The organism is Bacillus cereus group sp. Bce041, from assembly GCF_052646455.1.
Genome location: NZ_JBQXON010000004.1, coordinates 201508 through 215260 on the forward strand (window position 1 = coordinate 201508; position 13753 = coordinate 215260).

A 13753-nucleotide genomic window follows, 5' to 3' on the forward strand; every position below is an offset into this window, starting at 1 on the left:
ATAATAAAAGGCTTTTAGGGGGATAAATTGTGCGTTTTAAAACAAAATAAATTCCTTGGATTATTAAACTACGAGTGTATATCGTATCAGGGAATAATTTCAAAAATGGTACCTTTGTTAAAATCAGTTACTTTCATAGAACCGTAAACTCCTAAATATAATTTAGTTTGATTCAAATTTGTTCCTAAACTCATATAATAAGCTGCTTGCGTACCAAAATCATAATTGGTTTCAATAGCATGAAAGTCAGTATGTTTACCGTCTGTACCTGCTCTAGTATAGGCTAAAACACCTTTAACTGGCGGTCGAGAATCTTCTTTCTTAGCAAGGTCAGTAAACACTACGCTACCTGTTAAATTTGGAATTGCATTTCCCATATATGGCTGAACTCCTGTAAGGGAAGTTCCTCCAAACTTATCGGGTCTGGAATCTTGATGAAAATAACTAAGTAGAGGCAGAATACGCCTCGCTGAAGTTTGTATTGTTTCATCATAATAAGTCATTGTTCTTTCATCCAAAGTCTGATTTTCGGAACAATGCCGTATAAAAGAAGTAGGTAAATCCCCTTCCCATCCTCTCCAACCAAAATTGATAACCCCATCTTGATTGGGAGTGAGCCTCATAAAATGCATTTGAACAAGTTCTGTAACCGGTATAGGTTTATATTGAACAAATGAAAAAATAGACTCTACAATATTTTGTCCGACATTTCCGGCGTATTTGATATATTGATTATAAAACCTTTGAAATGAAATGCCGGTTATATTACGTACTCCTTTTGCAATTACTGTAAGTGTTTCTTGTATAGATAAAGGAAGTTCATCGAGGCGTGTAACTACAGGAGGGTTATTTATAAATGTATTTTTACTTACATCGATTTCAATTATTTTACCTGCTATTTCTAAATCATCTTGGCTTAAGTTAAATGGATCATAACCTGATCCGCCATCTCCATTTGTAAAAACAAGTTTTCCAGTCTCAGGTGAAAAGTTTAAACTATTGACTCCGTTATGATTAAAAAATGGTCTTCTTACATTCAGTAATGTTCGTCGCTTTTGAGCTTGACCATTAGGTTGTAAAGTCCATTCTTCCACAGTATCAATGTGATCATATTGCGTATTTCTATTAACCCACTTTAAATTTATTGTTTTAGGGTCACAAGGATTCGGTTTAAATTGTTCAGAAAGTGCACCTGGCCCTTGAGTTCCGGCTACTGAATAATGTAGATAAAATAACCTATTTTGATAAAATTGTGGATGGAACGCAAGTCCTAGCAATCCGCGTTCATCATAACCGCTACTAGAAACACCTTCTTCAAATGTACCTAATTTAATAATTAGGTGACGAATATCTAAAAATATCTTTATAACTCCATTCCCTATGTAAAAAATCTCTCCTAATTGGGTTGCGATAAATAGTCTTTCGGTCGATTCACCTGGAAGTATCGTTGTTTTCAATACGGTTGGTAAATTTACGTTTTGAACAATGGGTCGGAAACTAACTTTAACTTTTGTCAATTAACTGTACACCCCTTTTTCTTCTTTTTTATAGAAGAATATGATTAGAGTAGTTCTGTTAGTATCAAATAAGTTATATTCCTTTTTATTACAATTTTGTATATAATATAATTATAAATAATCTGGGGGACGAACTATGATAATCGTACTACAAATCATCTTACCACTAATTTTCGCAGTCTATTTATTTACCCTCTATCGTAAAGGGACGCATGGATCAGCTTCATTCCTTTTCGCAGTCATGATAGGAATTTTCGGTTTAGAGAATATTTTTCAGCATGCTAGTCTAACAGATCATGCTATTTATCCATATTGGGGCAGTTTGAAGGCTGTTGTTATCGTTTTATCAGTCGTATTTCTATTTAAAAAAGGTGGTTTAACAAGGAAATATTGATTTTTAATGCGTTACATATTTTCTTGTTAAATTGCTTTTATTTTATAAAAGCAGAAATATTTATGTAAAAACACGAAGGGATGTGTTACATATGTCTATAAATATTATTTCAATAGTATCTATCATAATATGGATTTTGTTAATTACAGAACTTATAAAACCTTCAAAAGAACAGAATGGACGAAAAATAGTAACTTTAGTAACTGCTGGTTCCGCATCAACACTTATTTTGACGGTTTCATTTATTCAGAATATCCCGTTTTGGAATTGATAGTGATATAACTAACAAAAATATGTATAAATAAAAAGATTAGGATTCACTCCTAATCTTTTTATTTTTTGAGGTAACACCACATGCCCAGCAAGCCAAGGTCTTGGAGTAGCCCCTAAACAAAATTTGAAATTTTTCTAAAGTTATTTATGTGAATTTAACTCGTTTTCAGGAACATATGTGGTCCTTTTACAATTTGAATTTCTTTTTAAGCTTCTTATATTTTCTATACGAACGTCTAACAATGTTTAACATAAAATACGGTACTTTAATAGGGAAAGGTAATTTATATATGAAAGGAAAATAAAAGGTGAAATATGCCTTTTCTAGGTCTCTCCACTTACTATCTTCTTTTGTTTTTAAGAAATCAGATACATCGACTACATATCCCCTTCCTTTTTCCATCATCACATTTTTCCCGTGAACATCACAAGGAGTTAACCCTTGTTCCCTCGCATACTCTAAAGCCTCATTAATATCAAGTATTACTTGCTTAGGAATTTTAATACCCTTATGAATAGCATCGTATAAGGTAATTTCTTTTAAACGTTTCAATACTATGAAATTTTCTCCTTTATATATAAGCTTTGAATAAGAAGGATGATTTCCAATTCTTCGGTATACTTCTGACTCTTTTTCAATTCCTTCTCCTTCTCGCACGTAAACTTTCACTACCCAATCTTTGTATTCTCTGTGCATGAATACTGCGGCATAATTACCTGTTCCTAAACACTTCCAAAGTCTAGGAATATCTTTAACTACTACAGGCTCGAATTCATCCTCACTTCGGATGCTTACCTCTTTTAATAATTCGTCATTTATCAATCCCACAAAACTATTTATACTCATCATTCCCACTCCGGTTTTGCTAAAAGGGGGCCCACCCACATTTTAACGAAAATATACACTAAGCGAATTTTAGCATAAAACGAGTCATCTTTCTTCTTAAAATAAAAAGCTAACTCGTTTTATTTAAACTGTTGAATACTTAATATTTATTCCGTTATTCATAGCCAAAAACCGTACGATATAAAAATATTTCTAATTATTTTCATTTTTTCAGAGTCAACTGTATAGGGCTTTTCTTAGTACAAGTTCTCTTCGTTCATTACCCATGCCAAATCTATAAAACATTGTTTAGAAGTGTAGCAAAGGTTTGTTAATGGTTCAATTCTTGTTCCACTACTATCTTTGTTAGCTAAAACTTTTATTGTTTTAATAGTCTTTTGTTTAATTCCCACAATGCTGTTTTGTTGCTATCCCATTTCAAAAACGTTACTGCTTCCTCAAAGCATAACCATTTATAATTGAAGTGTTCTTTAGATAATGATATGTTTTTTGTAGGGACTTTAACTCCAAAAGAAAATTCTTTTATTACATAAACCTCTTCTCCCCAAAGGAATCCTCCAACTACATCTTCTACTGATAGTGAAGACACAGAATCTAATTGTATATATGGACATTCTCTTGTAATACGAGCCTCTTCAAACACTTCCCGTTTTGCTGATTCAATAGGAATCTCACCGTCTTCTCCGCCACCAGCTATTCCTTGCCAATAACCATAATCACTTCGGTTAAAAATGGCATATTGAATAGAATCGGCAGTTTTTATATAAGGAAATATCAATACTTGATATGGCGCTCTCATTACTTAACCTCCTCTCGAAAATAAGTTTTAAATCAATATGAATAAAGAGCCGCCATCACAATTCTACATTATTAATGCAGGTTTATAATGTCGGCCCTCTATTTTTAAATAATTTTATTTTTCATAAACAGGCTTACTCTTAACAGAGGAAAAACTGATTATTTCTTGTCGAATTTGTTTAGCATGGTTTTTCCTAAATGTTAGCAGTACCCTATATTATTCAATTGCGCCAGCAACATCATAATCATTTAAATCTAATTCAATCGTTTGTCCGAGCGCTAGTTTAGCAAGTTCCGCTCCTAGATATGGACCAGCTGTTAAACCCGAAGCTCCTAATCCGTTCGCAACGAGAATTCCTTCAAAGTTAGGTAGCGGTCCGATAACAGGTAAGAATCCTGGTGTGAATGGTCTGAATCCAACTCTCGTTTCAAGCATTGTAGCATTTTCTAAGCCAGGTGCAACTGCTAATGCCTTATGGAATACTTCATGTAAACCACCTGCTGTTACACGATGATCGAAACCAGTATCATTCTCATGTGTTGCACCAATTACGACATGACCATTGTCAAACGTTAAAATATATTGATCGTTTGGTGGCATAACAACTGGCATATTTTCTGTTGCTGTATTTTCAATTTGCAGATGAACAATTTGTCCTTTTTGGAATGTAACTAAGAAATTAATTCCTAATGGTTTCAAGATTTCATTCGCCCATGCGCCTGCAGTTACAATAACCTTTTCCGCTAAAATTGTTTCATCGTTTACTGTAACTCCCGTAATATGATTTCCTTCACGGACTAATATAGCATCGCCTTTTATGAAAGTTGCACCATGTTTTTTCGCAGCACTTATTAATGCATTGCGTAATAATCTTCCATTTACTCGTGCAGCACCACTAATATGAACAGAACTATATTCGTCTGATAATGCTGGGAATAATTTTTTTGTTTCTTCAGCTGATAAGCGAGTTATTTCACCAATCTCCGGGGCATCTTCACGTCGTTTATAAGCTCGCTCTTCCATTTGATCTAACTTTTTCTCGTCAGTATGTAAACTAATTGCACCTACACGATTATATCCTGTGTCAGTTTCACCGTCTTCTTCTAATTGCTGAATTAACGAAGAATAGTAACGTGCACCGCCTTTAACGATTTTATACCATGCTTTATTACGGCGCTGTGATAGCCATGGACATACAATACCTGCTCCTGCATCGGTTGCTTGCCCTAATTGTTGGCGATCCACGATAGTAACATTCGCACCTGCCTTAGCAAGATGATAAGCAGTAGACGCTCCTAAAATTCCTGATCCAACTACAATATACGATTTCATTTCAAACACCTTTTCTCTTTTGCTAATTATATAAATATAAGAACATTCCTTAGTATAATGGAAGGAATGCTTTTTTCAATGTACTCATCACAATTAATTGTTGCAGCATTGTGACTTCCTTAATCATTATTTTTTCTTCTTACGGAATAATTCAATTGTTTTGTAGCCTTGTGAAAGGATTTCTATCATTTTCTCTAGACGTTTTTCACGTGTTTTTTCTTGTTTCACAGAAAAAAGATTACGTGCCCAATCTTTTTGGTATCCAGGCGTTAAACTTTGATAAAACTTAAGTTCATTCGGATGATTAGCTAATAATGCTTCAACATCTTTAATTCGATCTGCATAATCGGCAACACATTGACTCATAGCAGATGTTTTTGTTGTTTTTTTCTTTTCACGTTTTAAACCAACAACAGTAAAGACTTCATCCATACTTACCATTCGTGCAAATTTAATATCGCTTTCTCCCACATAACCATCTTCTCCAACGTTTAATGCCGGAAACATCTCATCACGGTGAATAAACGTACTATAACGAGCATTACCTTTTTTCGGATATGCGAAGAATACGTAACCTTTTTCAATTAGTAATTCTTCATTACTAATAATAAAATTCGTTTGTTTCACCATTTCATCAAGCGTTTCTACAAATATAAAGATAGCATCGTGTTCTTTTGAGAATGCAGTTTCTTTACCTGTAAAAATGTCATAATCACTTGGTTCGTTAATAACGACCATATTTGTATACTTATTAAGTTTCAATTTATCAATAACTGACATAATAATCTTCCTTTACATTCAAAATTCATTGTACATACTTTTTCGTACTGTTCTAGTGTATTATATGTATTAAGAAAATCAAACTTTAAATCGTATTATTCTGCTGCAAAAGAACATAATTCTTTACTAGATGGGGTGGTTTTATGCCATATGTAATCCGAGATGAAGGGCTAGTTTTACAAGGGGATGATGGAAAAGAACCAATTTTTCATACATATGAAGAAGCTGAGGAAACATTAAAAACATTAACTATACCGCAGTTTCCGAAACATATTAGAAGAAAACCATTTACACCAAAAATAATAAAGATAGCCGCTTCTGAATAAGAACCGGCTATCTTTATTATTCATAACTTAATAGCAAATAAAGTATATAAAAACTCTTTATATTGATCTTCTGTAATTTCACGCTTAGTTTTTTCCCCATGAATAATTTCGGTTAAACTTGTATTCGTTAATGAAATATGGCCAGAGTTCGTCAACTTTACTGCAATTGGTCCTTTATTAAAAATAGACTTCTCATCTTCTATCACTCTTCTTTGAACATCATTTACTACTATCTCATCAATAATATGTTTATAAAAAGCATGACAAACTTTCCATTCTCCAGCAGCATCTATTCTTTCTAAAACATAATTTCCTTTATTCGTATCTTTCCGTCTCACCCGGTACGAACCATTTTTTGAAGAAACCGACTCGCCAGTAAAAGGTACAGGAACAAGAGGTACTAACGAAGCTATACCTATATCAATTAAATACTGTACATTATCATAAGTTAAAATAATTGTTATATGGCCATCCTCAAGTGCCCATGCATTTATATCGTTTTTATACACCGTACCTAATGCCAGTTGTACATCATAGCCACAGTCTCTTAAGAAATAGTAAAAAAGAGTATTTAATTCGTAGCAAAGTCCACCACGGGAACTAGTTAAAATTTTCTCTCGTAAGTTTTCCAGAGAGATTTGATTCGTATTTCGTGCTATAACATCTAAATTCTCAAATGGTATAGTATGCGCAAACGAAAAGAGTATGGTAGGTAATTCTTCAAACGTTACATCATTACGTTTTTTAAGATTTAATCTTGTGAAAAGCTGATCTTGTAAACTTGTCATATTTAGCACCCCTTAAAAATTTATAAGTTTAAATAATATATGCTGATTGTAAATTTTAAGGGGCACTGTAACAATGTACATTTCATTTAACTGTACCGGTACAAAAATTACGATTCACATAGGAGGTGTCATTACACATGTTTTTTGTAATCACTTCTTTTTGGGGCAAATCAAAAGCTACGAATATAAATTTAATAGTTTATCTATAGGCAAATTATTACTATCACTTAAATCAACAAAATATTGAAGTTGCCACGTTTGGCTCTTTTTAGCTTGATTACTAACAGTGGTATCCCAAACAGGATAAATCCTCATTGCCATTTTCCCTGTTTGACTTTGTGTTTTCAATATTTTTTCTTTAAGAAGAATCTCTTTAGGAAAAATAAATTGCCCTAGTTTATTATCAGCAATACAAGTGATTACTAATAAATCAGGAGCAGCTTCATAAGAGAAAGCTCTATTTCGCATATTTTCATCTTTCTCCCAAAAAGAAACAAATTGACCAATTTTATTAGGTGTAACTTTTGATTTTCTAAAACGAATGGTTTTGTTATTTAAGTGGAATAAACATCCGGCATATTCTGCGTTTTGCTTTTCTTCTTTTAGATTCGTAATCATTAAGTTGTTAGGTTTGTAAACTATATTATTTAAATTTTGGATTATAATATTAAAATTGTTCAAAAAAACTCCCCCTTTATTCATCTCTTAGTTTACCACAAACATCAGTTCTTCTATATCGTATATAATTATGAACTAAGTGAAATGGGGGAATTTAGCAGGATATAATTATTACTTTAATGTACTTAGTTTTTCAATTGCTTGTTGTTCAGTTGCTAAGTAAAAAATGTCATTTCCTTTATTACATTCATAAATAAAATCTTTTAAGCTTTTACTAGTATACATAGAGAAATCTCCAACAATAGCAATCTTTACCTTATAGTTTATAAACTTTTGAAGGATATCACCCGCAAGCCGTGTTTTTAGGTCAAAGAAATCTTCACTTATTAAAGATTTATGGATAATAATATGTTTCGCATCTACCTCATTTTGAACTGTTGCCATAGTATCTAATGCAGACTGAACATCCGATATTAATACCTTATCGTTTCTAATGACCGCAATATTGATTCCATCGATTACTACTTTCTTTATTTCCATAGTCCCACCTGTACAGAGATAATAAAGTTGTTTAATTTACAATAAAGTCATTTAAAAAATAATATAGTAGTTTAAAAATCCTTCTTCTACTAACGAGGCAGGTTAGTGGAAGAAATAGCAAGTGGGTTTAACTAGGAGAAGTGTCGATGACATTACAGAAGATACCGAGGTGTCTTCTGTTTTTTAAATTAAGGATATCGATAAATTAAGATTTATTTACTTAACATTGTACTTATTTTCGGACCGAGGCATCTAATCGGTGAGTATATACAAACCAAGTAATGCTTGCTGTTAATAATGTTGACGAAATTAAAGCTGTAAGAACACTATATGTTTGCCAAATAAGTATCGTTGACCAATCGAAGGCAAAAAACATTATACACTGGGCAATAGTAGCGATTAGGAAAATAATTGTTACGATTGTTCTCTTTTTTGTCATTGGCTGCTGCTCATTCGTTTTCCCTTTTCTTAATCCTAAGAAAAATAACAGAACGGCTAATAGGCAAAGAATAATTGTGGTAGACGACAAAATGATGTCCAAAAGCTGTGTGCCACTTATCTCATATGACTGAGTTAGATTGCCGTTTAATATATTTTTAACTTGTAGTACCAGGTTTATATTGGTATTTGCGCCGTTGCTCAGTAAGCAGATGGCTGTTCTTTCATTTGGCAGTATGGCTACTTTGGTACTAAAATTTGGATTACCCCCAGTGTGTTCTATAAACGTTTGTTCGGCGTTTACCGACCAACCTGCCGCATAATACATATCATTGACAGCCGAAACAGACATATCACCTCTATGTGATTTTTCGATGGCCCTGTGAAATATTTCGGGTATGTCCTGCACGATACCCATCTGTATGCCCATCCAACGCGCCATATCTTTTGTATTAGAAATGATATAGCCGGCAGGTTTATTCCCGGTATAATACGGAGCGTTAAATGGAGTTGTTATAAAAAAGGAAGAACGGTAACCCTGTGCTAACTGTCCAGTGGCTTGAGCATCTTCTTTATAAACATACGTCTGGTGAAGACCTAAGGGTAGAAATACTTGCTCCTTCATAAAGTCTTCATAGCTTTGTCGTGATACAATCTCAATAACCAAACCCAATACGTCATAATTAACGGTTCCATAGTTATATTGTTCACCAGGAGAGAACGCCAATTCTGCATCTACCAGCGTTTCCACAGTCTTTTGCAACATATCAGGCGTATTACCTTGTGGAATATTTTGAAGATGTCTAATATTTGTTAGGCCGCTGGTATGGTGAAGAAAGTTATTTAGTGTAAGGTTTTGCATATCAACAGGTTTACCTTGATACTTTAACGTAAACCAAGGTAAATATTTTTGGATAGGGTCAGTCATTGATAGCAGCCCTTGCTCTTCCAATAGCAAAATCCCCATACCAGTAAAAGCTTTACTCACCGAGGCCAACTCATAGAGTGTATTTTCACTTGCAGACAGTCCCTTTTCAAGATCTGCATACCCAGAAGAAAAGTAGAACACTTCACCATCAGCAAGTATTGAGAGTGACATTCCAGGCACACCTGACGTACGACAGGCATCATCTAGCAATGCTTGTATTGCCACAGATTTCGAATCTGACAACGCATAACTTTGTGTTGCGAATCCTGAGAATAATATAAATATCGTTAATACAAAAACAATAGTCTTTTTCATACACTCTCCTTTCTGAAGAATTATAAGGGTATAAATAACTTATTTTTATAACTATAAACTAAATTCTGATTTATATTTCTATTTATCTATATAATATCAAATAATTGTGAAGAGTTACACTTAAACTAACGGGGGCGTTAGTTTAATAAGAAGTAAACAACTTTATTATTCATTTTTTAAGCATTACATAAGCAGATGGATATAATTTGAAACAACTTTAAAGAGCCTTGCTGCATATAGAATGTAGTAAGGCTCTTATCTTTTTTAATCAAAATTCAATAACTTTATTATCACTATACACCACCCCTTTATAATTTACACAGTATGAGTAAAATTGTTTTACAAAACTTCGTATTAATCATAGATTAAATTAGCCACAGCTATTAAAATCGCTTCTATTTTTTGTTGTAAATATCTATTTTTTCTTACTAATACGGTCAATGAAATTAATGATAGTTTCTCTTTTTTATATTTTTTAATATATATATGGGATTACTTTTACTTGTTATAAAAATATTGTGGAGTAACATAACTTAACAAACTATCCAAAGTGTTAATCTCGGCATATGGTTGTATTTTGGTAGTATTCTTGATTTTCTGAGGGTTAAACCACACACCTTTTATATTTGCATTTTGAGGACCAGCAATATCCTTTTCTAAGTCATCCCCAACAAATAAAGTATTTTCCGGTTGTAAATTTAACTTATTTAATGCTAGTTCGAATATACGTTTATCAGGTTTACTAAATCCCACTTCTTCAGAAATAATGATTGTTTCAAAATACTTATTTAAATTCGTGTTAAATATTTTAGCTTTTTGCCTCTGAGTTGAGCCATTTGTTATAATTCCAACTTTACAGTGCTTCTTTATTTGATTTAAGAAATGAATAGTATTTTGGTCTATTGAAAAACATCTAGGGAAATTATTATTCCAAAAATCTTGGATGTAATTGCGTGGCAATCTATACCTTGGCGTGAATTCATCAAACAATGATTCTAAAACTGTCGTTTTATTACTTATGCCATATTCTCTTTTATCGTATTCTTTGAATTTCTGTAACATGTTGCTTTTAGCCGCACCATCTACATTTTCATAACACTTTTCTAAAACAATTAAAAATAATGCCTCTACTGCTTTATCCCTATCAAGTAATGTATCATCTAAATCAAACAGCATCGCTTTATAACCCATCAAATCATTTCACAACCTTTCTAGCATTATATAAATCTCTCCAAGTTTGTACCTTTAAACTTTTGGTTTAGCAAGAACATTGTTATGTAGTGATTAACGATTAAATAGAAACTAGATGAAAGAAATCCAAAGTTCTTGGCACACACTCTAGTATTACGGTAGCTTCTTCTATATTGAAATTCCTTTTCCTCTTTTGGTAAAGAAGCAAAAGTATATTTTCGCGAATTTTAAGAAACTACATACAATTCACGTTATTATACATTAGTTTTTCGTAAATATTAATCGTACATCAATTCATACGATAAGTTTTTTAAAACAATTATTTCTCCATAAAAAAGTAATATAGCTAATAATATTTTTTAGTAGTAAACGTCCTATGAAGTTTACTACTGTATCTCCACATAAACTCCAGATAGTACGGCTATAATGACTACCAGAGGTGATATTATGAAAAACTATCATATTCTCGTGGTAGAGGACGATCAAGAAATTCAGGAATTAATTAAACAATTTTTAATGACACAGCATTATACAGTGGTAGTCGCTTCAGATGGACTAGAGGGTATGACACAATTTAATAAGCAATCATTTGATTTAATTCTTCTAGATGTCATGATGCCCAATCTTAATGGGTTTGAAGTTTCTAAAATGATTCGAAGTCAGTCAAACGTACCAATTATTATGCTAACTGCGTTGGAAGAAGAGGAAGATCAAATGAAAGGATTCGACCTTGGGATCGATGATTATATAACAAAGCCCTTTTCATTTCATGTTTTGATTAGACGAGTCGAAGCTGTACTTAGAAGAAGTTATGATAAAAATGTAAATAATCATTTGATATTTAAAGAAGTGCGTATCGATGTGGATGCATATAGAGTATATGTAAATGACGTTGAAATTATATTAACGACAAAAGAGTTTGAAATTCTACAACTACTATTTCAAAATGAGAGAAAAGTACTTACAAGAGAAAATATCGTAGAGAAGGTTTGGGGGTACGATTATTTTGGAGAAACACGAATAATTGATACACATATTAAAAATCTACGTAAAAAATTAGCTATCCCTTATATTAAAACAATAAAGGGTATTGGTTATAAAATTGATGAATAGTATTGTGAAACTCATGAAGATGAAGCAAATTACTTACAAACTCTTTATGACTACATCTCTCATTTTGTTATCCTTTGCAGTATTGATTTATTTAACTTTATACTTCTTTCTCCCTACGTTTTATGAGCAATATAAAACAGATCAACTTCAAACAGGGATAAACGAAATCATTGATAAATCTAAAAATCTTACGTTTCAAGATGCGATACCACTTTTTGATGAATACGCAAAAAAAAATAATGCGATGCTTTATCTTCAAAATAAAGAAGGAGTAATTATTTACTCTCCTTCATTTTCTTTTATTCAAAGTGGTACGCAAAAAACAGTAGTTACTAAAGCAACACGATTCGAGAATGCAAGTACCCTTAGCAATTCATATAACGCTACGAAACCAATTCAATTTCAAGATGGTAGTTTAACGCTTGTAGTGTTTGCTACATTTCAACCGATTGATGAAGCTTCACAGGTTTTAGTACGCTTTCTCCCCTATATTAGTATCATTGTGCTCGTTATTGGTATAGGGAGTGCTTATTTTTATTCCAGGTTTATTACAAAGCCACTTATTTATATTAATGAAGGTGCACAAAAGATGGCAAATTTAGATTTCTCCGAAAAAATTGAGGTTCGCTCTACAGATGAGTTAGGAGAATTATCTAATAGTTTGAATGACATGTCTATTAACTTGCAACAAGCTATGTTTGATTTAAAAAAAGCAAATGAACAATTAAAAAATGATATTGAAAAAGAAAGAGAAATAGAAACAAAACGCAGAGAGTTTTTTGCGATTGTAGCACATGAATTAAAGTCCCCTCTTACTGTAATGAAAGGATACTTAGAAGGAATGATATACAATATTGGCCCTTATCAAAATCGCGATCAATATTTAAAGAAGAATCATCAAATTATTGAAAGTATGGAACAATTAGTTCGTGAAATTTTAAGCGTATCGAAATTAGAACAACACACCTTCAAACTAAAAGTAGAGAAAGTTAATCTTTCAAAATTAATAGGGACAATTACAAAAGATCTCGAATTTTTTGCTTCTCAAAAAAACATCGAAATAATAAAAGAAATTGACTTTGGCCTTGCTATTTATACAGATTGTGCCCTTTTAGAAAAAGCATGTAAAAATATTGTCCATAATGCGGTTATGTATTCACCACATAATGAAAAAGTCTATATAAAGTTAAGTGAGGATTCTAAACAAAGTCAAATCGAAATGCAAATTATAAATACAGGTGTCAATATTAAAGATGAAGAGATACAACAAATTTTCAAACCATTTTATCGAATTGAAAAATCAAGGAATCGAAATACTGGAGGAAATGGTTTGGGGCTATATATTGTTAAACAAATTCTTGAAACGCTAGATATAAAGTATTCAATAAAAAATATGGAACATAGTGTACAATTTTGCATGAGTATTCCATTATCTAAACACAAAAACAAACAAACTCTCCTTTAAATAGGACGAGTTTGTTTGTTTTTGTGGTAAGTATAAACTTATTAACAGGCTTTTCGTTTAATGATATATATTGCTTCTTAAATGGTAAT

Annotated in this window: 15 protein-coding genes; 5 read left to right on the plus strand and 10 right to left on the minus strand. The window is 32.3% G+C overall.

The genetic code is table 11. The features are described 5' to 3' along the window. Nucleotides 1-86: 86 nt before the first annotated feature. Nucleotides 87-1517 (minus strand): PQQ-dependent sugar dehydrogenase, encoded by a 1431-nt coding sequence (locus ACUN13_RS15235; protein ID WP_025687465.1) that lies wholly within the window; start codon nucleotides 1515-1517, stop codon nucleotides 87-89. A 136-nt stretch (nucleotides 1518-1653) separates the two neighbouring features. Here ACUN13_RS15235 and ACUN13_RS15240 point away from each other — a divergent pair, with 136 nt between their 5' ends. Continuing rightward, nucleotides 1654-1911, plus strand: a complete 258-nt coding sequence (locus ACUN13_RS15240) for a hypothetical protein (protein ID WP_025686886.1) — start codon at nucleotides 1654-1656, stop codon at nucleotides 1909-1911. Between the two features lie 91 nt (nucleotides 1912-2002). Continuing rightward, nucleotides 2003-2182: a hypothetical protein gene (locus tag ACUN13_RS15245; protein ID WP_000026314.1), complete on the plus strand. Its 180-nt coding sequence runs from the start codon at nucleotides 2003-2005 to the stop codon at nucleotides 2180-2182. A 189-nt stretch (nucleotides 2183-2371) separates the two neighbouring features. Here ACUN13_RS15245 and ACUN13_RS15250 read toward each other — a convergent pair whose 3' ends face one another. The 4 genes from ACUN13_RS15250 to ACUN13_RS15265 all read right to left on the minus strand — a co-directional run bounded on the left by ACUN13_RS15250 (nucleotide 2372) and on the right by ACUN13_RS15265 (nucleotide 5942). Next, nucleotides 2372-3031 carry a serine/threonine protein kinase gene (locus tag ACUN13_RS15250; protein WP_025686885.1) on the minus strand — a complete coding sequence of 220 codons (660 nt, stop codon included), beginning with the start codon at nucleotides 3029-3031 and terminating at the stop codon, nucleotides 2372-2374. 358 nt (nucleotides 3032-3389) lie between these two features. Beyond that, entirely contained in the window at nucleotides 3390-3830 is a 441-nt protein-coding gene (locus tag ACUN13_RS15255) for an NUDIX hydrolase (protein ID WP_445423875.1), read from the minus strand. 216 nt (nucleotides 3831-4046) lie between these two features. Further along, complete coding sequence (locus tag ACUN13_RS15260; protein ID WP_025686884.1) at nucleotides 4047-5162, minus strand: NAD(P)/FAD-dependent oxidoreductase; 1116 nt, start codon at nucleotides 5160-5162, stop codon at nucleotides 4047-4049. Between the two features lie 126 nt (nucleotides 5163-5288). After that, a complete protein-coding gene (locus ACUN13_RS15265) occupies nucleotides 5289-5942 on the minus strand; it encodes a YdeI/OmpD-associated family protein (protein ID WP_000110844.1) in 654 nt (217 codons plus the stop codon). Between the two features lie 143 nt (nucleotides 5943-6085). On the opposite strand from ACUN13_RS15265, the gene ACUN13_RS15270 reads away from it, so the two are divergent. Further along, nucleotides 6086-6268, plus strand: coding sequence for a hypothetical protein (locus ACUN13_RS15270; protein WP_001147158.1), 183 nt, complete (start codon nucleotides 6086-6088; stop codon nucleotides 6266-6268). A gap of 20 nt (nucleotides 6269-6288) precedes the next feature. Here the strand turns inward: ACUN13_RS15270 and ACUN13_RS15275 are convergent, their stop codons facing one another. From ACUN13_RS15275 to ACUN13_RS15295, 5 genes are all read right to left on the minus strand, one after another. Continuing rightward, nucleotides 6289-7056: an arylamine N-acetyltransferase family protein gene (locus ACUN13_RS15275; RefSeq protein WP_000202746.1), complete on the minus strand. Its 768-nt coding sequence runs from the start codon at nucleotides 7054-7056 to the stop codon at nucleotides 6289-6291. A gap of 177 nt (nucleotides 7057-7233) precedes the next feature. After that, nucleotides 7234-7758, minus strand: a complete 525-nt coding sequence (locus tag ACUN13_RS15280; protein ID WP_409532074.1) for a MepB family protein — start codon at nucleotides 7756-7758, stop codon at nucleotides 7234-7236. A gap of 87 nt (nucleotides 7759-7845) precedes the next feature. Then, entirely contained in the window at nucleotides 7846-8214 is a 369-nt protein-coding gene (locus ACUN13_RS15285) for a DUF4180 domain-containing protein (protein WP_000403456.1), read from the minus strand. Between the two features lie 232 nt (nucleotides 8215-8446). After that, on the minus strand, nucleotides 8447-9895 hold the full coding sequence (locus tag ACUN13_RS15290; RefSeq protein WP_025687846.1) for a serine hydrolase domain-containing protein: 1449 nt from the start codon (nucleotides 9893-9895) through the stop codon (nucleotides 8447-8449). A 498-nt stretch (nucleotides 9896-10393) separates the two neighbouring features. Further along, complete coding sequence (locus ACUN13_RS15295) at nucleotides 10394-11086, minus strand: HAD family hydrolase (RefSeq protein ID WP_000540712.1); 693 nt, start codon at nucleotides 11084-11086, stop codon at nucleotides 10394-10396. Between the two features lie 447 nt (nucleotides 11087-11533). Here ACUN13_RS15295 and ACUN13_RS15300 point away from each other — a divergent pair, with 447 nt between their 5' ends. Both ACUN13_RS15300 and ACUN13_RS15305 read left to right on the plus strand, forming a co-directional pair. Next, a complete protein-coding gene (locus ACUN13_RS15300) occupies nucleotides 11534-12199 on the plus strand; it encodes a response regulator transcription factor (RefSeq protein ID WP_000800727.1) in 666 nt (221 codons plus the stop codon). A 13-nt stretch (nucleotides 12200-12212) separates the two neighbouring features. Next, complete coding sequence (locus tag ACUN13_RS15305) at nucleotides 12213-13664, plus strand: sensor histidine kinase (protein ID WP_033695141.1); 1452 nt, start codon at nucleotides 12213-12215, stop codon at nucleotides 13662-13664. Nucleotides 13665-13753 lie beyond the last annotated feature (89 nt).